General features: G+C 68.0%; 23 protein-coding genes. 19 read left to right on the top strand and 4 right to left on the bottom strand.

From position 1 onward, the window contains the following. Genes A5727_RS26340 through A5727_RS26320 form a run of 5 tightly spaced genes read left to right on the top strand, consistent with a single transcriptional unit; the run spans position 1 to position 2,306 of the window. A complete protein-coding gene (locus A5727_RS26340) occupies positions 1-309 on the top strand; it encodes a 2Fe-2S iron-sulfur cluster-binding protein (RefSeq protein ID WP_231992233.1) in 309 nt (102 codons plus the stop codon). Further along, positions 306-725, top strand: coding sequence for a Zn-ribbon domain-containing OB-fold protein (locus tag A5727_RS26335; RefSeq protein WP_068257728.1), 420 nt, complete (start codon positions 306-308; stop codon positions 723-725). Before A5727_RS26340 ends, A5727_RS26335 begins: the two co-directional genes overlap by 4 nt. After that, a complete protein-coding gene (locus tag A5727_RS26330) occupies positions 725-1,873 on the top strand; it encodes a thiolase family protein (RefSeq protein ID WP_068257725.1) in 1,149 nt (382 codons plus the stop codon). The genes A5727_RS26335 and A5727_RS26330 overlap by 1 nt, the downstream gene beginning before the upstream one ends. Next, positions 1,870-2,061, top strand: coding sequence for a ferredoxin (locus A5727_RS26325; RefSeq protein WP_231992232.1), 192 nt, complete (start codon positions 1,870-1,872; stop codon positions 2,059-2,061). The genes A5727_RS26330 and A5727_RS26325 overlap by 4 nt, the downstream gene beginning before the upstream one ends. Positions 2,062-2,075: 14 nt before the next feature. Next, entirely contained in the window at positions 2,076-2,306 is a 231-nt protein-coding gene (locus A5727_RS26320) for a biotin/lipoyl-containing protein (RefSeq protein WP_068257724.1), read from the top strand. Here A5727_RS26320 and A5727_RS26315 read toward each other — a convergent pair. Beyond that, positions 2,303-3,145, bottom strand: a complete 843-nt coding sequence (locus tag A5727_RS26315; protein WP_068257722.1) for a dienelactone hydrolase family protein — start codon at positions 3,143-3,145, stop codon at positions 2,303-2,305. The two genes, A5727_RS26320 and A5727_RS26315, sit on opposite strands and share 4 nt — an antisense overlap. A gap of 66 nt (positions 3,146-3,211) precedes the next feature. On the opposite strand from A5727_RS26315, the gene glmS reads away from it, so the two are divergent. Next, positions 3,212-5,086, top strand: coding sequence for a glutamine--fructose-6-phosphate transaminase (isomerizing) (gene glmS, locus A5727_RS26310; protein ID WP_068257721.1), 1,875 nt, complete (start codon positions 3,212-3,214; stop codon positions 5,084-5,086). Between the two features lie 25 nt (positions 5,087-5,111). Here glmS and A5727_RS26305 read toward each other — a convergent pair whose 3' ends face one another. Then, positions 5,112-5,447: a hypothetical protein gene (locus A5727_RS26305; RefSeq protein ID WP_082950052.1), complete on the bottom strand. Its 336-nt coding sequence runs from the start codon at positions 5,445-5,447 to the stop codon at positions 5,112-5,114. A 47-nt stretch (positions 5,448-5,494) separates the two neighbouring features. On the opposite strand from A5727_RS26305, the gene A5727_RS26300 reads away from it, so the two are divergent. Genes A5727_RS26300 through A5727_RS26260 form a run of 9 tightly spaced genes read left to right on the top strand, consistent with a single transcriptional unit; the run spans position 5,495 to position 13,625 of the window. Then, complete coding sequence (locus A5727_RS26300) at positions 5,495-6,910, top strand: NAD(P)H-hydrate dehydratase (RefSeq protein ID WP_068257717.1); 1,416 nt, start codon at positions 5,495-5,497, stop codon at positions 6,908-6,910. 10 nt (positions 6,911-6,920) lie between these two features. Continuing rightward, positions 6,921-8,309 (top strand): glutamate decarboxylase, encoded by a 1,389-nt coding sequence (gene gad / locus A5727_RS26295; RefSeq protein WP_068257712.1) that lies wholly within the window; start codon positions 6,921-6,923, stop codon positions 8,307-8,309. Between the two features lie 37 nt (positions 8,310-8,346). Continuing rightward, positions 8,347-9,501, top strand: a complete 1,155-nt coding sequence (gene alr / locus A5727_RS26290; RefSeq protein WP_068257710.1) for an alanine racemase — start codon at positions 8,347-8,349, stop codon at positions 9,499-9,501. Beyond that, a complete protein-coding gene (locus A5727_RS26285; protein ID WP_068257708.1) occupies positions 9,498-10,586 on the top strand; it encodes an alpha/beta fold hydrolase in 1,089 nt (362 codons plus the stop codon). The genes alr and A5727_RS26285 overlap by 4 nt, the downstream gene beginning before the upstream one ends. Next, positions 10,579-11,049 (top strand): tRNA (adenosine(37)-N6)-threonylcarbamoyltransferase complex ATPase subunit type 1 TsaE, encoded by a 471-nt coding sequence (tsaE, locus tag A5727_RS26280; RefSeq protein WP_068257706.1) that lies wholly within the window; start codon positions 10,579-10,581, stop codon positions 11,047-11,049. The genes A5727_RS26285 and tsaE overlap by 8 nt, the downstream gene beginning before the upstream one ends. Then, positions 11,046-11,684, top strand: coding sequence for a tRNA (adenosine(37)-N6)-threonylcarbamoyltransferase complex dimerization subunit type 1 TsaB (gene tsaB, locus A5727_RS26275; RefSeq protein ID WP_068257781.1), 639 nt, complete (start codon positions 11,046-11,048; stop codon positions 11,682-11,684). The genes tsaE and tsaB overlap by 4 nt, the downstream gene beginning before the upstream one ends. Then, on the top strand, positions 11,681-12,157 hold the full coding sequence (gene rimI, locus A5727_RS26270; protein ID WP_068257704.1) for a ribosomal protein S18-alanine N-acetyltransferase: 477 nt from the start codon (positions 11,681-11,683) through the stop codon (positions 12,155-12,157). Before tsaB ends, rimI begins: the two co-directional genes overlap by 4 nt. Next, positions 12,154-13,179, top strand: a complete 1,026-nt coding sequence (gene tsaD / locus A5727_RS26265; RefSeq protein WP_068257698.1) for a tRNA (adenosine(37)-N6)-threonylcarbamoyltransferase complex transferase subunit TsaD — start codon at positions 12,154-12,156, stop codon at positions 13,177-13,179. Before rimI ends, tsaD begins: the two co-directional genes overlap by 4 nt. Beyond that, positions 13,176-13,625: a nuclear transport factor 2 family protein gene (locus tag A5727_RS26260; RefSeq protein ID WP_068257692.1), complete on the top strand. Its 450-nt coding sequence runs from the start codon at positions 13,176-13,178 to the stop codon at positions 13,623-13,625. The genes tsaD and A5727_RS26260 overlap by 4 nt, the downstream gene beginning before the upstream one ends. Before the next feature lie 11 nt (positions 13,626-13,636). Here the strand turns inward: A5727_RS26260 and A5727_RS26255 are convergent, their stop codons facing one another. Next, positions 13,637-15,205 (bottom strand): HNH endonuclease signature motif containing protein, encoded by a 1,569-nt coding sequence (locus A5727_RS26255; protein WP_068257689.1) that lies wholly within the window; start codon positions 15,203-15,205, stop codon positions 13,637-13,639. Positions 15,206-15,458: 253 nt separating this feature from the next. Between A5727_RS26255 and groES the strand changes: the two genes are divergently transcribed. Together groES and groL are read left to right on the top strand one after the other, a co-directional pair. Then, complete coding sequence (gene groES, locus A5727_RS26250) at positions 15,459-15,761, top strand: co-chaperone GroES (protein ID WP_003929249.1); 303 nt, start codon at positions 15,459-15,461, stop codon at positions 15,759-15,761. An 85-nt stretch (positions 15,762-15,846) separates the two neighbouring features. Then, positions 15,847-17,472, top strand: coding sequence for a chaperonin GroEL (gene groL, locus A5727_RS26245; protein ID WP_068257685.1), 1,626 nt, complete (start codon positions 15,847-15,849; stop codon positions 17,470-17,472). Between the two features lie 56 nt (positions 17,473-17,528). On the opposite strand, the gene A5727_RS26240 is transcribed toward groL, so the two are convergent. Next, the gene (locus A5727_RS26240) at positions 17,529-17,744 is read right to left on the bottom strand and encodes a hypothetical protein (protein ID WP_068257682.1); all 216 of its coding nucleotides are present in this window, start codon (positions 17,742-17,744) and stop codon (positions 17,529-17,531) included. Between the two features lie 69 nt (positions 17,745-17,813). Here A5727_RS26240 and A5727_RS27250 point away from each other — a divergent pair, with 69 nt between their 5' ends. Further along, positions 17,814-18,665: a TIR domain-containing protein gene (locus A5727_RS27250; protein WP_082950051.1), complete on the top strand. Its 852-nt coding sequence runs from the start codon at positions 17,814-17,816 to the stop codon at positions 18,663-18,665. A gap of 375 nt (positions 18,666-19,040) precedes the next feature. Beyond that, the gene (locus A5727_RS26235) at positions 19,041-19,436 is read left to right on the top strand and encodes a DUF2510 domain-containing protein (protein WP_068257679.1); all 396 of its coding nucleotides are present in this window, start codon (positions 19,041-19,043) and stop codon (positions 19,434-19,436) included. Positions 19,437-19,476 lie beyond the last annotated feature (40 nt).

The following is a 19,476-nucleotide window of genomic DNA, read 5'->3' as shown; positions in this document are numbered from 1 at the left end:
ATGCCACGTGTGACGGTGCGGCCCAAGGGGCTCGAATTCCTCGCGGAGGACGGCCAGACCGTGATGGCGGCGGCGTTGGCCGCCGGGTACCGGTGGCCCACCGTGTGCGGGGGGCAGGGGGACTGCCTGGTGTGCCATGTCGAGGTGCTCGAACACCCCGACCATCTCTCGGCCGCCTCTGACGAGGAGGCGCGCTCGCTGCGGGACCTGGTCGGCGGTCCCGGTGGCCGCGGCGAGCATGTCCGGTTGGCGTGTCAGGCCGTGGTGCTCGGTGACGTGGTGGTGCTCAAGAGGGGAGTGCGGAGATGACCGCAGTGTCAATGGATCCAACCATTCTCGAATTCGTCGACGGCGCGCCGCGGCTGATCGGCGGGCGCTGCGGCGCATGCGGGGAGGTCGACTTCCCGGTGCCGCAGTACTGCCGGGCGTGCGGAGCCGAAGACATCACCGCGACCACACTCGGTGACCGAGGGACGCTGTGGAGCTGGACCGTTCAGCGTTTCCCACCGCCGAGCCCGCCCTATGTGCCCGACGGCGAGGAGTTCCAGGCCTACGGCGTCGGCTATGTCGAACTGCCCGGCGAGGTCATCGTCGAGGCCCGGCTCACCGAATCCGATCCCGCGCGACTGCGGATCGGGATGCCCATGCGGTTGACCGCACTCGACGTCCCCACCGAAACCGGCACGCGGGCGGTCACTTTCGCCTTCACCCCCGAGGAGCCGTGATGACCGAGCAGGTTGCGATCATCGGAGTGGGCTGCCGCCCCTTCGGTCGCTATCAGGACACCTCGGTGCGCCAGGAGGCCGTCCGCGCGGTGCGGATGGCGCTCGATGACGCCGGGCTGTCGTGGTCCGACATCGACTACGCCGTGGGCGGCAGCATGTCCAGCGGATCGGCCGACACCCTGGTCTCGGAGCTGGGCCTGACCGGAGTGCCGTTCGTCAACGTGTTCAACGGGTGCGCGACGGGCAGCAGTTCGCTGATCTCGGCGGTCCACACCATCGCCTCCGGTGCCGCCGAGTTCGCCGTGGTGGTCGGCTTCGACTCACACCCGCGTGGCGCGTTCACGATCGACCCGTCGGCCATGGGCCTCGGCCAGTGGTACGGCACCACAGGTCTGGCGCTGACGTCGCAGTTCTTCGCCCTCAAGATCCAGCGCTACCTGCACGAGCATGACCTGCCCGAGCGCCTGTTGGCCAAGGTGGCGGCCAAGGCATTCCGCAACGGTTCGCTCAACCCCAACGCATGGCGTCAGAAACCCCTCTCGGAGGCCGACATCGACGCCTCGATGATGCTGTCGGACCCACTGCGGCAGTTCATGCTGTGCTCACCGGGCGACGGCGCGGCGGCCTTGGTGCTGTGCAACGCCAAGCGGGCCAAGGAGTTCAGTCCGCATCCGGTGTACGTCGCCGGGTCGGCCGTGCGCACCCGGCGGCCGGGTTCCTTCGAGGTGCTCAGCCCGTCGCTGTCGGTGCGGCGTGGTGTGAGCCCCACGGTCGACGCGGCCCGCGCGGCGTTCGAGATGGCCGGTATCGCAACCGGTGACGTCGACATCGCGCAGCTGCAGGACACCGACGCCGGCGCCGAGATCATCCACCTGGCCGAGACGGGCCTGTGCGCCGACGGTGAGCAGGCCGAGCTGATCGAGGCCGGGGAGACCGAACTGACCGGGCGCCTGCCGGTCAACACCGACGGGGGCTGCCTGGCCAACGGCGAACCGATCGGGGCGTCGGGCCTGCGACAGATCCACGAGAACGTGCAGCAGCTGCGCGGGACCGCGGGCGCGCGGCAGGTGCCGAACCGGCCGAAGGTGGCGTTGGCGCACGTGTACGGGGCGCCGGGCCTGAGCGCCACGACGATCCTGACTCGATGATGAAAGTGACCGTGGATCACCAACTCTGCGTCGGCAACGGGTTGTGCGAAGCCGCCGCGCCGGACCTGTTCGCCGTCGGCGACGACGGAATGGCGCAGGTGCTGGTTGACGAGATCCCGCATACAGCAGAAGAACTCGCGCGCGAGGCGGTGCGTTCATGTCCCGCCCGTGCGCTCAGTGAGCACTGAACGAAAGGCGCGGCATGGAGATCAAGATGCCCAAACTCGACGTGACCATGACCGAGGGCACGTTCATGGGCTGGCTGGTGCCCGACGGCACCGCGGTCGCCGAGGGTGAGGACCTCTACACCGTCGGCACCGACAAGGTCGAGACCGACATCCCGGCGCCGTCGGCCGGTGTGCTGCGGTACGGCGACGTGCAGTCCGAGCAGACCTACCCGGTCGGCACGACGTTGGGGGTTCTGGAGACCTAATGGCGCAGCAGCGCTGCGATCCGGTCCTCAGGGGTGATCTGGGCCAACTCCTCCGGCGGCATCTCGGTGCCGGGCAGCTGCGCCTGCGGGTCGGCGAACTCGCGGTAGGTCTTGTCGCCGGTCAGGCGGAACAGCAGATATCCGGTCAGCAGTGCCCGCACGGCCTTCTGCGTGGGCTTGTGCGTTCCGCCGAGGCCGAGGAACTTCGCCCAGCGTCTGTTCTCGCCGAGGCCGGCGGCCTCGGCCTTGACGACGGTCCGATGGATGGCCGCGGGCCACGCCTGGGACAGCATCGTGGCGTTCGAGCGCAGGGTCATCGCTTCGCCCGGTGCGCTCAGGATCAGCCCCGGCAGCGTCAACCCGGCCGCCGGCTGCTCCGAGGGTGGCTTGGTGATCGCGGGGAAGATCGCCGCGACTCCCTTGAGGCGCTGACCCATCCCGGCGGCGGCGAACACGGCGCCGGCGCCGCCGAAACCGTGCCCCGCCACGGCCAACCTGCCGGGGTGCACGCTGATCTGTCCCGGCCCCAACCGCACGCCCGCGGCGATGTCGAGCGCCGTGCCCAGGTCGAAGCTCAGATTGAGCACCGACGGCGCCACTCCGCGTTCGGTGTCGGGGGCCACCGCGACGATGCCCCAGGACGCCAGGTGTTCCAGGGTTCCCGCGTACTGCTCGGCGGATGTGACCCAGTCGTGCGCGAACGCCACCGCGGGAAGATTGAACCCGGACGCCGGGGTGTACACGAGCCCCGGCAGGCCCGCAAAGGCCAGGTCACCGCGTAGAACGCGATGCGGACCGCGGCGGCTCAACGCGGACACGAGTCTCTTGGTGCTGGCCACCCGATGACGTTAGCTCACGTCGCCTCGGGACGGGCATACCGCCGCTCTGCACTACCCTGGACAGTCATGTGTGGAATCGTCGGCTACGTCGGGCATCGACCCGCCCGTGACGTCGTGGTCGATGCGCTGCGCCGAATGGAGTACCGGGGCTACGACTCGTCTGGAGTGGCCCTGCTCGACGGTCGTGGCGGTCTGACCGTCCGCAGGCGGGCGGGACGCCTGGCCAACCTGGAAGAAGCGCTGGCCGAAACCGACGCCGCCGACCTGGCGGGCACCTCGGGCATGGGACACACCCGGTGGGCCACTCATGGACGTCCGACCGACCGCAACGCCCATCCGCACCGGGATGCCAGCGGTCGGCTCGCCGTGGTGCACAACGGCATCATCGAGAACTTCGCGGTGCTGCGCGCCGAACTCGAGGCCGAGGGCGTGGAGTTTGCCAGCGACACCGACAGCGAAGTCGCGGTGCACCTGGTGGCACGGGCCTACCGGTCCGGTCCCACGGCGGGAGACTTCCCGGCCTCGGTGTTCGCGGTGCTCAGCCGGTTGGAGGGCCATTTCACGCTGGTCTTCGCCAACGCCGACGACCCCGGCACGATCATCGCGGCGCGGCGGTCCACCCCGCTGGTGGTGGGCATCGGTGAGGGCGAGATGTTCGTGGGCTCGGATGTGGCCGCGTTCATCGAGCACACCCGCCACGCCGTCGAACTCGGCCAGGACCAGGCGGTGGTCATCACGGCCGCCGGCTACGAGATCTACGACTTCCACGGCAACCGCGATGAGTCCGGCGCGAGCGCTCGAGAGTTCGAGATCGACTGGGATCTGTCGGCCGCCGAGAAGGGCGGCTACGAGTACTTCATGCTCAAGGAGATCGCCGAGCAGCCGCAGGCCGTCGCCGACACCCTGCTGGGCCACTTCGTCGACGGTCGCATCGTGCTCGACGAGCAGCGGCTGTCCGATCAGGAACTGCGTGAGGTCGACAAGGTCTTCATCGTCGCCTGCGGCACGGCCTACCACTCCGGCATGCTGGCCAAATACGCGATCGAGCACTGGACCCGTCTGCCCGTCGAAGTGGAACTCGCCAGCGAGTTCCGCTACCGCGACCCCGTGCTGGACCGCAGCACGCTGGTGATCGCCATCAGCCAGTCCGGCGAGACCGCAGACACCCTCGAAGCCGTGCGGCACGCCAAGGAGCAGAAGGCCAAGGTGCTGGCGATCTGCAACACCAACGGCAGCCAGATCCCGCGCGAGTGCGATGCGGTGCTCTACACCCGCGCGGGGCCGGAGATCGGCGTCGCGTCCACCAAGACCTTCCTGGCCCAGATCGCCGCGAACTACCTCGTCGGCCTGGCGTTGGCGCAGGCGCGCGGCACCAAGTACCCCGATGAGGTGGAGCACGAGTACCGCGAACTCGAGGCCATGCCGACCGTGGTCGCCGAGGTGCTGACCCGGATGGATGCCGTGTCCGCGGTGGCCAAGCGGTTCGCGTCGTCGCCGACCGTGCTGTTCCTGGGGCGCCACGTGGGGTACCCGGTGGCCCTCGAGGGTGCGCTCAAACTCAAGGAACTCGCCTACATGCACGCCGAGGGTTTTGCGGCCGGCGAGCTCAAGCACGGGCCGATCGCGCTGATCGAGGACGGTCTGCCGGTGATCGTGGTGATGCCCTCACCCAAGAACGCCGCGATGCTGCACGCCAAGCTGCTGTCGAACATCCGCGAGATCCAGGCCCGCGGGGCGCTGACCGTGGTGATCGCCGAGGAGGGCGACGAGACGGTGCGGCCCTACGCCGATCACCTGATCGAGATCCCAGCTGTGTCAACGCTTTTCCAGCCGCTGCTGTCGACCATCCCGCTCCAGGTGTTCGCCGCCGCGGTGGCGCAGGCGCGCGGTTATGACGTGGACAAGCCGCGGAACCTGGCGAAGTCTGTCACCGTCGAGTAGCCCGAGGACCGTCGAGTAGCCGGCGTCAGCCTCCCACAGCCGCGGTGTACCCGAAGATCCCCAGCAGGCACGCCGCCGCACACAGCACCAGGGTGCCGACGGCGAACGGCCAGGCCCGCACCCGTCGCACCAGCGCCACGATGGTCGCCACCGCCCCGCCGACGGCGATCAGCACGGCCATGCCGAACCCGGTGAAGACCCAGGTGACACCGGCGTCGATGTCGCAGGTGGGTTGGGGGCAGTTGTCGGTGAACGCCATCAACATGACCGCCAGAAATGCCGCACCCGCGGCACCGATGACCGTCAGCGCCAGGGCGGCGATCGAGATACCCAGGTCCACACCAGATATCGGTGGCTTCATGGCAGCTGATGCTAGTTCTTATTCTGACTGTCTACGCTGCACTTACGATGCGCGATTACTACACCGCTGATGCGATCCGCGCCGCGGAGGCGCCGCTGCTCGCCAGCCTGCCCGAGGGTGCGCTGATGAGACGCGCTGCGTTCGGCCTGGCCACCGCGATCGCCGGGGAGCTGCGGGAGCGCACCGGCGGCATTGCCGGGCGACGGGTGTGCGCCGTCGTCGGGTCCGGTGACAACGGCGGAGATGCGCTGTGGGCCGCGACATTCCTGCGCAGACGTGGCGCCGCGGCCGACGCGGTGCTGCTGCGTCCCGACCACACCCACCCCGCGGCCCTGCGCGCGTTCCTGGCCGGCGGTGGACGCGTCGTGCAAAGCATCGGTCCGGCAACCGATCTGGTGATCGACGGTGTGGTCGGCATCTCCGGCAGCGGCCCGTTGCGGCCCGACGCCGCCGCGGTCTTCGCGAGCACATCGGCGCCCGTGGTGGCCGTGGACACCCCCAGCGGGGTCGATGTGCAGACCGGTGCCGTCAGCGGACCCGCGGTGCGCCCCGTCCTGACGGTCACATTCGGCGGCCGCAAACCCGTGCACGCGCTGGCCGACTGCGGGCGTGTGGAGCTCATCGACATCGGCCTGGACCTGCCGCCCACCGACGTGCGGAGTCTCGAGGCCGCCGACGTCCGCCGGCTGTGGCCAGTCCCAGACCGCGCCGACGACAAGTACACCCAGGGCGTCACGGGCGTGGCGGCCGGGTCACGCACCTACCCCGGTGCGGCGATTCTGTGCACGGGCGCCGCGGTGGCCACACACTCCGGCATGGTCCGCTACGCCGGAACCGCTGCCGCCGAGGTGGTTTCGCATTGGCCCGAGGTGATCGCGGTGAACGACTTCGCCGCCGCCGGCCGGGTGCAGGCCTGGGTCGTCGGCCCGGGATTCGGCACCGATGATGCGTCCGCCGCCACCCTGCGTGACGTGCTCGCGGTCGACCTGCCGGTGATCGCTGACGCCGACGCGCTGACCATCCTGGCCCGCAACCCCGAGTGGGTGCGCGATCGCACGGCACCGACTGTGCTGACCCCGCACGCGGGCGAGTTCGAGCGCCTGGCCGGGGCCCCGCCCGGGGCGGACCGGGTGCGTGCAACCCGCGAACTGGCGGCGCGCCTCGGCGCGACTGTGCTGCTCAAGGGCAATGTCACGGTGATCGCCGATCCCGATGGGTCGGTGCTCCTCAACCCCGCCGGGGCCTCGTGGGCCGCCACGGCAGGGTCTGGCGACGTGCTGTCGGGGGTGATCGGCGCACTGCTGGCCGCCGGCCTGGCACCGGCCGCCGCGGCCGCCGCGGGGGCCTTCGTGCACTCCCGCGCCGCAACGTTGGCCGCGTCGAGTCCCGGACCCGCCCCCGCGCCGACATCGGCGTCGGGAATCTTGGCGTGTATCCGGGCCGCGATCGCGGGCATCCTCTAGAAAGGACCTCATGCCGAACGTCTCCCGTCACACCACCCTCGCGCCCGCCTACACCGGGCGGCTGTCGACGTCGCCGGTGCCCGCACTGCGCCTGCCCGACGAGTCGATGGAACCCCAGGCGGCCTACCGCTTCATCCACGACGAGTTGATGCTCGACGGCAGTTCCCGGCTGAACCTGGCGACGTTCGTCACGACCTGGATGGATCCCGAGGCCGGGGACCTGATGTCGGAGACCTTCGACAAGAACATGATCGACAAGGACGAATACCCGGTCACCGCGGCCATCGAGCAGCGCTGCGTGTGCATGGTCGCCGACCTGTTCCATGCCGAGAACCTGCGTGACGACGACCCGTCGACCGCCATCGGGGTGTCGACCGTCGGCTCCAGCGAGGCCGTGATGCTGGCCGGCCTGGCGCTGAAGTGGAGGTGGCGGAAGCGCCTGGAGGAGCGCGGTGAGGACTGGAAGGGCCGCACCCCGAATCTGGTGATGGGCTCCAACGTGCAGGTCGTGTGGGAGAAGTTCTGCCGGTACTTCGACGTCGAGGCGCGCTACCTGCCGATGGCGCAGGGGCGGTACGTGATCACCCCCGAGCAGGTGCTCGACGCCGTCGACGAGAACACCATCGGTGTCGTGGCGATTCTGGGCACCACGTTCACCGGTGAACTGGAACCGGTCGCGGAGATCTGCGCGGCCCTGGACTCGCTTGCCGCCACCGAGGGCAAACCCGACATCCCGGTCCACGTCGACGCGGCAAGTGGCGGCTTCGTCGTGCCGTTCCTGCATCCGGACCTGGTCTGGGACTTCCGCCTGCCGCGCGTCGCCTCGATCAACGTCAGCGGCCACAAGTACGGCCTGACGTATCCGGGCATCGGCTTCGCGGTGTGGCGCAACGCCGAGCACCTGCCCGAGGATCTGGTGTTCCGGGTCAATTACCTCGGCGGTGACATGCCGACGTTCACCCTGAACTTCTCCCGGCCGGGCAACCAGGTCGTCGGGCAGTACTACAACTTCCTGCGGCTGGGCCGCGACGGCTACCTCCAGGTGATGCGATGCCTGTCCGAGACGGCGCAGTGGCTGTCGCACGAGTTGGCCGGTATGGACGTCTTCGAGGTGATCTCGGACGGGTCGGACATTCCGGTGGTCGCGTTCAGACTCGTCGAGGGAACGAAGTTCACCGTGTTCGACATCTCATCTCTGCTGCGTGGGTACGGCTGGCAGGTGCCGGCGTACACCATGCCGGAGGGCGCCGAGGACGTCGCTGTGCTGCGCGTTGTGGTGCGTGAGGGGTTCTCGGCGAACCTGGCCCGGGCGCTGCGGGATGACCTCGTGGAGGTCCTGGAGAAGCTCAAGAAGGTCGGTGTGGGCGGCTTCGCGGACGAGGAGCATTTCGCTCACTGACGGCGGGCCTGGGACAATCGAGGGCGGTGATCATGACATGAACCCGCCCACAACCGCCGATGTGGTGACCCCGAGTGCGCTCATCGACCTCGGCGCCATCGAACACAACGTCCGTACGCTGCGCGAATACGCCGGATCAGCGCAGGTGATGGCCGTCGTGAAGGCCGACGGCTACAGCCACGGCGCGGTCGAGGTGGCGCGCGCCGCGGTGCGTGCGGGCGCCGCCGAACTTGGCGTGGTGACGGTCGCCGAAGCCCTCGCACTGCGTGAGGCGGGAATCACAGCTCCCGTGCTGGCGTGGATGCATCCCGTCGGCACCGACTTCGCTCCCGCCCTGGCCGCCGACGTGCAGATCGGGGTGTCATCGGTGCGCCAACTCGGCGACGTCGTCGAGGCGGCCCGCCGAGCCGGCGTCGTCGCGTCCGTCACCGTCAAGGCCGACACGGGCCTGAGCCGCAACGGGGTGCCGGCATCGGACTTCGGTGAGCTGATCGACGAGCTGGCACGCGCGCAGGCCGAGGGCGCAGTGCACGTGCGGGGGCTGATGTCCCATCTGGCGCACGGCGACGAACCGAGTCACCCGACCAACGACCTGCAGGCGCAGCGATTCCGCGACCTCATCGCGCAGGCTCGGCGGCGCGGCGTCGAGTTCGAGATGGCGCATCTGGCCAACTCACCGGCGGTGCTGACCCGGCCCGACCTGGCCTTCGACATGGTGCGTCCCGGTATCGCGATGTACGGGCTGAACCCGGTGCCGGGAATCGTCGAACCGGACCTGATTCCGGCCATGACGCTGTCGGCCCCGGTGATGATGGTCAAGTCGATCCGCGCCGGGGACGGCGTCTCCTACAACCACACCTGGATCGCCGAGCGCGACACCACCGTCGCGCTGATCCCGCTCGGGTACGCCGATGGCGTGTTCCGGGCCCTCGGCGGCCGGATGGAGGTCTCGATCAACGGCGTCCGGCGACCCAGTGTGGGCCGGGTGTGCATGGATCAGTTCGTGGTCGATCTCGGGCCTGGAGCGGTCGACGTGGTCGAGGGAGACCGGGCGATCCTGTTCGGGCCTGGGACCTCCGGTGAGCCGACGGCCGCGGAGTGGGCGGAGATCATCGGCACGATCCACTACGAGGTGGTGACCAGCCCCCGCGGCCGAGTCACCCGGATCCACGCCCAGGCGGAGCACGCATGAGCGCACGGCGCCGGTGGCTGGCCGGTCTGGCAGGGCTGGGCACCGTGGGCGCGGTCGCGGGCGCCTCGACCGCGCGCTCGGTCGCGGGCCGGGCGCGCCGGGAGGATCGCTGGGCCGGTGAGGATTTCGGCGTCTTCGCCGGCGACCGCAGTTCGGTGGTGACCACCCCCGACGGTGTCGATCTCGCGGTCCGCGAGGTCGGCCCGGCCGATGCCGCGGTGACCGTGGTGTTCGCCCACGGATTCTGTATGAACATGGGCGCCTTCCACTTTCAGCGCCGTGCGCTGGCCGAGGTGTGGGGCGACCAGGTGCGCATGGTCTTCTACGACCAGCGGGGCCACGGGCAGTCCGGGATCGCGTCCTACAAGACCTACACCGTCGAACAGCTCGGCAAGGACCTCGAGACGGTGCTGACCCTGCTGGCTCCGCGCGGATCGGTGATCCTGGTGGGGCATTCGATGGGCGGCATGACGGTGCTGTCGCATGCCCGGCAGTTCCCCGAGCAGTACGGCACCCACATCGTCGGGGCCGCGATCATCTCCTCTGCGGGAGAAGGCCTTTCGCGGTCACCCCTGGGTGAGATCCTGCAGAACCCGGCGCTGGAGGCGGCCCGGTTCGCGACCCGCTACGCCCCGAACCTGCTGCACCGCGGGCGCGGCGCGGTGCGGGCCGTGCTGGCGCCGATCCTGCAGGCCGCCTCCTTCGGGGACGCCCTGGTCAGCCCGACCGTGGCCCGCTACGCCGAGGAGATGATCCACGCGACGCCGGTCAAGACCATGGTGGGCTTCCTGCATGCACTCGGAGTCCACGACGAGTGGGAGGGTCTGCGCACCCTGGAGCCACTGGAGACGCTGGTCGCCTGCGGGTCCGCGGACGTGCTGACCACCCCCGAGCACGCTGCCGATATGGCCGACGTCCTGCCCAAGTCCGAACTGCTGATCATCGGCGGCGCGGGCCATCTGGTACAGATGGAACAACCCGATCTGATCAACGACGCGCTGATCGGTTTGGTGGAACGGGCGACACCGAGCAGGCTGGTGGCCATGACAAGGCGATTGCGCGAGCGGGTCCGGTCCCGTGGCTGAGTCCGATCGGTCGGGCACGGCGACCCTGGTCACCGCCGAGGACACGCTGGCGCTGGGGCGCGAACTCGGTGCGCAGTTGCGCGCCGGTGACGTGGTGGTGCTGTCCGGTCCGCTGGGCGCGGGCAAGACCGTCCTGACCAAGGGCATCGCCGAGGCCATGGACGTCGACGGCCCGATCACGTCCCCGACCTTCGTGTTGGCCCGCCTGCACCGGGCCCGCCGGGACGGCAGGCCCGCCCTGGTGCACGTCGATGTGTACCGCCTGCTCGACCATGCGGCCGCCGACCTGCTCGGGGAGTTGGACTCCTTGGATCTCGACACCGACCTCGACGATGCCGTGGTGGTGGTCGAATGGGGTGAGGGCTTGGCCGAGCGGCTGTCCGACCATCACCTCGACATCCGGCTGGATCGTGCCGCGGACTCTGAGGTGCGGACCGCGACGTGGACTTGGAGTACGACGTGACGGCTGTGGTCCTGGTGATCGACACGGCGACACCCGCGGTCACCGCGGGCATCGTGTCGCGCGGTGCGGGTGACGCGGTGCTGCTCGGTGAACGGGTCACCGTTGATCCGCGCGCGCATGCCGAAACGCTGACGCCCAATGTGCTTGGCGCCCTTGCTGATGCGCAACTGACGATGGCCGATCTGGGCGCGGTGGTCGTGGGTTGCGGTCCGGGGCCGTTCACGGGCCTGCGGGTCGGGATGGCGACCGCCGCGGCCTTCGGGCATGCGTTGTCGATCCCGGTGTTCGGGGTGTGCAGCCTGGACGGCATCGGCGGACAGATCTCCCGCGACGTCCTGGTGGTCACCGACGCGCGGCGGAAAGAGGTGTACTGGGCGCGGTATCGCGATGGCCTGCGCGTGGACGGTCCCGCCGTGGCCGCGCCCGCCGATGTGCCGGTCGACGGTGTGACGGCGGTGGCGGGGACGGCGGCGCAGGCCGCACTGTTCCCGGGTGAGGTCATCGGACCGGAGTATCCGTCGTCGCTGGGACTGGTTGCCGCGGTGAAGGACTGGGATTCCGAGCCCGAGCCTCTGGTGCCGCTGTATCTTCGCAGGCCCGATGCCAAGACGCTGGCCGAGCGAGGGTTGGCATGACGGGGCGCACCGAGGCCGTCGTGATCGAGCCGCTGACGTTCCGCGACGCCGATCGGTGCGCGGAGTTGGAGGCGCAGCTGTTCGTCGGCGATGATCCCTGGCCCGCCAAGGCGTTCCGGCAGGCGCTGGAGTCCCCGCACAATCACTATGTCGCCGCCCGTATCGACGGCGTGCTGGTGGGATACGCGGGGATCTCCCGTCTGGGCAGGACCCCGCCGTTCGAGCATGAGGTGCACACCATCGGCGTCGACCCCGCCTTCCATGGCCGGGGGATCGGTCGCAGGCTGCTCGACGACCTGCTGGCGTTCGCCGGCGACGGTTCGGTCTTCCTGGAGGTCCGCACCGACAATGCCGCGGCGATCGGCCTGTACGAGAGTGTCGGGTTCGCCACGATCGGACTGCGCAAGCGGTACTACCCGGGCAGTGGTGCCGACGCCTACACGATGCGTCTCGACCTCGGAGGTGCCGAATGACCGTCATCCTGGCGATCGAAAGTTCCTGTGACGAAACCGGTGTCGGTGTCGCGCGACTGGGCCCCGATGGCACCGTGACGCTTCTTGCCGACGAGGTGGCCTCCAGCGTCGACGAGCACTCCCGCTTCGGCGGGGTGGTGCCTGAGATCGCGTCCCGTGCGCACCTCGAGGCGCTGGGGCCGACCATGCGGCGCGCGCTCGCGACGGCGGGCGTCTCGCGTCCGGATGTCGTGGCGGCGACCATCGGCCCCGGGTTGGCCGGTGCGCTGTTGGTCGGGGTTGCCGCGGCCAAGGCCTACGCCGCGGCCTGGGACGTGCCGTTCTACGCCGTGAACCACCTGGGCGGTCATCTGGCCGCCGACGTCTACGACCACGGCCCGTTGCCCGAGAGCGTGGGACTGCTGGTGTCCGGTGGGCATACTCACCTGCTGCATGTGCGTTCGCTGGGGCAGCCCATCGTCGAGTTGGGCACCACCGTCGACGACGCCGCGGGGGAGGCGTACGACAAGGTGGCTCGGTTGTTGGGGCTGGGGTATCCGGGCGGGAGGGTGCTCGATGAGCTTGCCCGCACCGGTGACCCGAATGCCATCGTCTTCCCGCGCGGGATGACCGGACCGCGCGATGATCCCTACGCGTTCAGCTTCTCCGGGCTCAAGACCGCCGTCGCGCGGCATATGGAACGCCATCCCGATGCCCGGCCCGCTGATGTCGCAGCGGGTTTCCAGGAGGCCGTCGCCGATGTGCTGACCCGCAAGGCCGTTCGCGCCGCCACCGACCTGGGTGTCTCGACTCTGATCATCGCGGGCGGGGTGGCCGCGAACTCTCGGCTGCGCGAACTGGCCGAAGAGCGTTGCACCGCCGCCGGTATCACGCTCCGCGTGCCCAGGCCGCGGCTGTGCACCGACAACGGGGCGATGATCGCGTCGTTCGCGGCGCATCTTCTGGCCGCCGGTGCGCCCGCGTCGCCGCTGGGTGTCGCCAGCGATCCCGGCCTGCCCGTCGTTCAGAGTCAGGTCGCATGAGTGCGGTGGTGGCCGATCGGATGGCCATCACCGAACTGCTGTATCGCTATGCCGAGCTGATCGACGCCGGTGACTTCGACGGCGTCGGTGTGCTGCTGGGCCGCGGTTCGTTCATGGGGGTCACCGGGGCCCAACCCATTGCCTCGCTGTTCGCCAGTACCACCCGGCGCTTTCCGGACTTCGGCAACACCCCGCGGACGCGGCATCTGGTGCTCAATCCCATCGTCTCGGTGTCCGGGGACACCGCCTCGGCGCGGTCGACATTCTGTGTGGTGCAGCAGACTTCGACGGTGCCGTTGCAGCCGATCGTCGTGGGTCGCTACGCCGACACGTTCGCCCGTGACGGCGACGGGTGGTACTTCACCGCGCGCACCGTGGCGATCGAGATGATCGGCGACGTGTCCGATCACCTGCTGATCGATCCGAGGCAGTTCAGTCAGGACTGACCCCGGCCGGCTCAGAACGGTGGTGGCTGTTCGAGTTCGAGGTCGGTTTGGTTGCGTCGGCGTTCGGCGTTGATCTGGCGTTGCCGGGTTTGGGCGCGGGTCTGCTTGCGCGCGGGCATCATCAACAGCTTGCCGGGGTGGGTTGGGTTCGGTGGCCCTGAGGGTGCTGGACCGGTGTCGACGCGCAGGCCGGGGAACAGGAACGCCCCGAACGGTGTGGTGGTGTAGCGATGCCCCGTCGGGGTGGTGAGCACGACTGTGCCGTCGGGGGACTGTTGGTCGGTGAACCCGTCGACGAAGGTCTTGATCAGGTGATGGCGGCGGCAGTTGCATTTGGTGTTCGACGGATGGGTCGCCCCGGCCGGCCAGGGAGTGGTGTGGTCGATGTCGGCGGCCTCGGCGGGTTTGTCGCAGCCGGGCCACCGGCACGTCAGATCCCGGGCGCGGACGAACCGCTGCAGCGCCGTCGAGGGCCGGTACCGCGGTTCGGGGGTGGTGTCGGGCATGCCGACGAACCGGATGTGGGCGCCCTGGGCGATCAAGCCGGCCAGCAGCGGTGCGGGGACGACGCCGTTGCGGATGCCGGGGATGACTCCGGGCGAGCGGCGGGCGGACGCGGCGGGCGCCAGGGGTTCCTCCCCGGGCTGCTCATCCGGCTCCTCTGAATCCTCCGTCGACTCGTCGGTGGCGCCGGGGTCAGTGTCTGAGTTGCCGTCGGCGTCCGGGTCCGGGCCGTCGAGTTCGGGGTCGACGGGTTCGGCCAGCACCCCGGTGTCGGTGACGATGTGCACGACGACGCTGGTGGCGGCCGCGTCCGGGGCGGTGGCGGGGCAGTCGGGGTTGCCGCAGCGGCAGGCCAGGTGCCACACCCCGGCACCGAGGGCCCCGATGGCGTCGGAGCGGAGTTGATCCAGGGTGCGGGGATCGTCCGGGCACACCCCGGCGATCATCACTGTGAGCCGTTGGTCGAACAGCTGGGCGTTGACGGTGTCGAGTCGGCCGCGCACATGGGTGGCGCCGGGTTCGTCGTTGACCGGGTCTCCGACGGTGAAATACCGGGAACGCAGGGTGCGGCGCGCCCGGCGCACCGCGGCCGGGTCGTGGCGCTGGATCCAGGTGTCGATGGCCTGCTCCAACTTGTACCAGGACAGCGCCTCCCAGTCTTCGGCATCGGCGGCGAACACCGCATCGAGTTGGGCCGCGGTGGCGGCGTCGACCAGGCGGGTGCGGTCCTCGATCAGCGCCACCGTGCGCGCCCCGATCCGCCCGGCCATGAACAGTGCCGCGATCTGCGGGTAGCGATCCCGCAGCAGCACCGCGGTGTCGAGCAGCGTCTCGGCCCGCCCGTGCCCCATGTTCAGCGCACACGAGATCTGCGCGGTGACCGCATCCCAGTCATCGACGGCACACCGCCTGAGGTGGGAGTACTTCTGGCTGCGGCGGCCCATCTCGGCGACCACGGCCAGTCGGCGGGCCTCGGCGGCGTTGACCGCCCGATTCCACTCCACCAGGGCATCGACCAGGGCGGCATCGTCGAGGCCGCCGACCGCGGCAGGCCCCACCATCCCCTGATCGAACATGTGTTCTATAGTGCCACCACCCACCGACAAGTCCGCCTCGATGGGCGGCCGCCGGAGGCCGTCGGCTCCGGCACGTTTCGCCCGGAGCGATCAAGGTCCACATAAGCGCCATCCCACCCTTGAGTGCTAGCACTCTCATGTATAGAGTGCTAGGCGGCAGTCGGACCCGCCCTGGTGTCGGCACCCGCGACGACGGCGCGAGGGCACGGACCACTGCCGAAAACACACACCTATAAGTGAAGGGGCTCCAATCGTGGCGAGCGTGAACATCAAGCCACTCGAGGACAAGATCCTCGTTCAGGCCAACGAGGCCGAGACCACGACCGCGTCGGGTCTGGTCATCCCCGACACCGCCAAGGAGAAGCCGCAGGAAGGCACCGTCGTCGCAGTTGGCCCCGGCCGCTGGGATGAGGATGGCGAGAAGCGGATTCCCCTGGACGTGTCCGAGGGCGACGTCGTCATCTACAGCAAGTACGGCGGCACCGAGATCAAGTACAACGGCGAGGAGTACCTGATCCTGTCGGCTCGCGACGTGCTGGCTGTCGTCTCCAAGTAAGCGACTCGTGTTCCGCCCCGGTCATCCCCGCGTGCATTCGCTCAGGTGATGCCCGGGGCGGCGCGCGTCCTAGCGAAAGACATTTATGAGCAAGCAGATTGAATTCAACGAAACTGCGCGTCGCGCCATGGAGGTCGGCGTCGACAAGCTCGCCGACGCGGTCAAGGTCACCCTGGGCCCGCGGGGCCGGCACGTCGTGCTGGCCAAGGCTTTCGGCGGTCCCACCGTCACCAACGACGGTGTGACCATCGCCCGGGACATCGATCTCGAGGATCCGTTCGAGAACCTGGGCGCTCAGCTGGTCAAGTCGGTTGCGACCAAGACCAACGATGTCGCCGGTGACGGCACCACCACCGCGACCGTGCTCGCCCAGGCCATCATCAAGGCCGGTCTGCGCAACGTCGCGGCGGGCGCCAACCCGATCGCCCTCGGTTCGGGCATCGGCAAGGCCGCCGACGCCGTCTCTGAGGCGCTGCTCGCCGCGGCCACGCCTGTCGAGGGCAAGACCTCGATCGCTCAGGTCGCCACCGTCTCTTCGCGTGACGAAGAGGTCGGCGAACTGGTCGGCGAGGCCATGACCAAGGTCGGCGCCGACGGGGTTGTCAGCATCGAGGAGTCCTCAACGCTGAACACCGAACTCGAGATCACCGACGGCGTCGGATTCGACAAGGGCTTCCTGTCGGCCTACTTCGTCACCGACTTCGACTCGCAGGAAGCCGTTCTCGAGGACGCGCTCGTGCTGCTGCACCGCGACAAGATCAGCTCGCTGCCGGATCTTCTTCCGCTGCTGGAGAAGGTCGCCGAGTCGGGCAAGCCGCTTCTGATCGTCGCCGAGGACGTCGAGGGTGAGGCGCTGTCCACGCTCGTCGTCAACGCGATCCGCAAGACGCTGAAGGCCGTTGCGGTCAAGGCACCGTTCTTCGGCGATCGTCGCAAGGCGTTCCTCGAGGATCTCGCGATCGTCACCGGCGCGCAGGTGGTCAACCCCGACGTGGGCCTGGTGCTGCGTGAGGCCGGCCTCGACGTGCTCGGCACCGCCCGACGAGTCGTCGTCAGCAAGGATGACACCGTGATCGTCGACGGCGGCGGATCCGAAGAGGCCGTCAAGGGGCGCGCGGCTCAGCTGCGTGCCGAGATCGAGACCACCGACTCCGACTGGGATCGGGAGAAGCTCGAGGAGCGGTTGGCCAAGCTGGCCGGCGGCGTGGCGGTCATCAAGGTCGGCGCCGCCACCGAGACCGCGCTCAAGGAGCGCAAGCACCGTGTCGAAGACGCGGTCGCTGCGGCCAAGGCCGCGGTCGAGGAGGGCATCGTGGCCGGCGGCGGTTCCGCGCTGGTTCAGGCCCGCAAGGTGCTGGCCGATCTTCGGTCGTCGCTGTCGGGTGACGAGGCTGTCGGTGTCGACGTGTTCGCCACCGCCCTGAGCGCGCCGCTGTTCTGGATCGCCACGAACGCCGGTCTCGACGGCTCCGTCGTGGTCAACAAGGTCGGTGAACTGCCCGCGAATCACGGCCTCAACGCCGCGACGCTGGAGTACGGCGACCTGGTGGCCGACGGCGTCATCGACCCGGTCAAGGTGACCCGGTCGGCGGTGCTCAATGCCGCCTCGGTGGCCCGCATGGTCCTGACCACTGAGACCGCTGTTGTCGACAAGCCGGTTGAGGCTGCCGACGACGGTCATGGGCACGGGCATCACGGCCACGCGCACTAGCAGTAGTCGGTACGAAGACACCCCCGGTCAGTAAGACCGGGGGTGTCTTCGTTGTCTCACCGAAAGTCAGGATACAGGTTGGCGGCGTATGTGCCGTCGTCACTACGGGGGAATGCGAGCTTCAGTCGTACCAGTTCTTCGGCGGCCTCGACGTGTTCGGCTGCAACTGGGGTGTTCTGCAGGATGGCCTCGGCGGCTGCTTTATGACGAGCACTGTCATTGGTTCGTTCGCTGACTATCTTCAGCCAGGTCTGCTGCCGTTCGTTCTCCACGGTGCCCAGCCTGCCACACGGGTGACGTAACAGTTCTTTATGGAACTCGCATCTTGCTAGGTTGAGGCAGTGGCGCAGGAATCTGGCGGATTGAAGGTTTTCATCAGTTGGTCTGGGGCGTTGTCCAAGCAAGTGGCGACTGTGTGGCGCGAACTCCTGGTGTATATGTTCGATGCTGTAGCTCCGTTCATGTCGGAAGCGGACATCGGCGCTGGCGAGCGCGGATTGCCAAGGATTGAATCAGAGCTGGCTGACACGATTTTCGGCATTATTGTCGTGACGCGGGAGAATCAAACATCGCCTTGGTTGAATTTCGAGGCTGGCGCATTGTCCAAGAACCTCCCCGGTGCCGGTAATCGCGTTGCCCCATCACTTGTGGATTTTTCGCTGAAGAGTGACGCAACTGGACCCCTCGCGCAGTTCCAGGCCAACTTGCTAGATCGCGATGGGGTGCAAAACATACTTGTCGCCATCGCTAAAGTTATGGGGCTGAATGAAGATTCGATACGTAAACGATTTATTAACGCTTGGGATGGTGAATTTGAGGCCAAGTTCGCCAAGGCGCGTGAGTCGTCAACTGCTGCAGAAGTGCACCGGCCTGAGCGGGAGGTGCTTGATGAAATCGTGACGATTGCTCGGGAGTGGCGGCGCAAGGACGGTGGCGGATCGCTGTCGGATGCCCCTATGGTGCCGCTCGATATTCCTGTGGAACGAATTCGCGATACGCTGAGCTCTTTCTCATCGGTCGCCGGTTTGCCGGCCTATTTGGCTCCTTCTGATGACGGCAATGTTTCCGTCGTGATCGACATTGATAAGGCGCAAACTGACAAGCTGCGAAAAGAATTAAATCCACTGGCGGATGAGCTGATTAAGATCGGCGTGTCAGTCTCTTTTAGGGCGGGATATTCAAAGGGTCGTTAAAGCGGCGATCGGCTTATGATCGCACCATGACGTAATCGACGTGTGCCGTTCGGCGGCTCCCGTTGTGCACCATCGCATCACCTTCGATGCAGTACCGCTTGCCGTTCCATTCGATCTGGGGACAATGAACCTCCGACCGAGCGCTACATTGCAGAAGCGCTTCGAAGCGCGGGGTTTCAAAAGCCAGCGGAGTTCATTCGTATCGCTCAGGACATTCTCCGAAACGCTTCTACACCGGATGAGGATTGAGCAGCAGACCCACAGCTGATATCCAGGTCCATCCCAAGATGTCACACGCTGCCGTTATGCTTGCCTCGCCTGCGAGTCGACCAAACAAGCAGGGGGATTGAGTGACTAGGCAGAGGGGTCGAACTAGTGACGCAGCAACAGGTACCGGGGTGGTATCCCGATCCGTTGAATCCGGGTAAGCAGATCTACTGGGACGGCGCGACTTGGGGCGAACCGGTGGGCCTTCCGGATGATTCCAGCAGGAACAAGACGACAGCCGTCGCGATTGGCGTCTGCGTGCTTGCCGTCGTCGGACTCGTAATGTCGATGCAGTCGGCAAGTCTGTTGACTGGCACAGGCTCGATATGGACCGGCGTGGCTCTCGCAGGAGTCGCCACCGCGATCGCTTTCTTCATGGGGGCAGCGACGTGGGTCCGCGTCGTTTCGTGCGTGATCCTGGCCATATCGCTGTTGAACGGCTTCTACATGGAGAACCAGATATCCGAGAAGCGCAATGAGCTGACACAGATGTTCGAAGACTGAAGCTTCGTTTATATTCGCTGGTGCGGAACCAGTTATCGGT

The sequence above is a fragment of the Mycobacterium sp. ACS4331 genome, assembly GCF_001667265.1.
In the GTDB taxonomy this organism is placed as follows: domain Bacteria; phylum Actinomycetota; class Actinomycetes; order Mycobacteriales; family Mycobacteriaceae; genus Mycobacterium.
The sequence above is the reverse complement of the archived record's forward strand: the minus strand, read 5'-3'. Positions and strand labels throughout refer to the sequence as shown.

Bases quoted from the DNA above. Each gene is read 5' to 3' on its own strand.
- A5727_RS26255 (WP_068257689.1), bottom strand. From the start codon at position 15,205: ATGTTCGATCAGGGGATGGTGGGGCCTGCCGCGGTCGGCGGCCTCGAC.
- gad (WP_068257712.1), top strand. From the start codon at position 6,921: ATGCCGAACGTCTCCCGTCACACCACCCTCGCGCCCGCCTACACCGGG.
- rimI (WP_068257704.1), top strand. From the start codon at position 11,681: ATGACGGGGCGCACCGAGGCCGTCGTGATCGAGCCGCTGACGTTCCGC.
- A5727_RS26320 (WP_068257724.1), top strand. From the start codon at position 2,076: ATGGAGATCAAGATGCCCAAACTCGACGTGACCATGACCGAGGGCACG.
- A5727_RS26300 (WP_068257717.1), top strand. From the start codon at position 5,495: ATGCGCGATTACTACACCGCTGATGCGATCCGCGCCGCGGAGGCGCCG.
- A5727_RS26285 (WP_068257708.1), top strand. From the start codon at position 9,498: ATGAGCGCACGGCGCCGGTGGCTGGCCGGTCTGGCAGGGCTGGGCACC.
- A5727_RS26335 (WP_068257728.1), top strand. From the start codon at position 306: ATGACCGCAGTGTCAATGGATCCAACCATTCTCGAATTCGTCGACGGC.
- A5727_RS26260 (WP_068257692.1), top strand. From the start codon at position 13,176: ATGAGTGCGGTGGTGGCCGATCGGATGGCCATCACCGAACTGCTGTAT.
- A5727_RS26330 (WP_068257725.1), top strand. From the start codon at position 725: ATGACCGAGCAGGTTGCGATCATCGGAGTGGGCTGCCGCCCCTTCGGT.
- A5727_RS26340 (WP_231992233.1), top strand. From the start codon at position 1: ATGCCACGTGTGACGGTGCGGCCCAAGGGGCTCGAATTCCTCGCGGAG.
- A5727_RS26325 (WP_231992232.1), top strand. From the start codon at position 1,870: ATGATGAAAGTGACCGTGGATCACCAACTCTGCGTCGGCAACGGGTTG.
- tsaD (WP_068257698.1), top strand. From the start codon at position 12,154: ATGACCGTCATCCTGGCGATCGAAAGTTCCTGTGACGAAACCGGTGTC.
- alr (WP_068257710.1), top strand. From the start codon at position 8,347: ATGAACCCGCCCACAACCGCCGATGTGGTGACCCCGAGTGCGCTCATC.
- groL (WP_068257685.1), top strand. From the start codon at position 15,847: ATGAGCAAGCAGATTGAATTCAACGAAACTGCGCGTCGCGCCATGGAG.
- glmS (WP_068257721.1), top strand. From the start codon at position 3,212: ATGTGTGGAATCGTCGGCTACGTCGGGCATCGACCCGCCCGTGACGTC.
- A5727_RS26305 (WP_082950052.1), bottom strand. From the start codon at position 5,447: ATGAAGCCACCGATATCTGGTGTGGACCTGGGTATCTCGATCGCCGCC.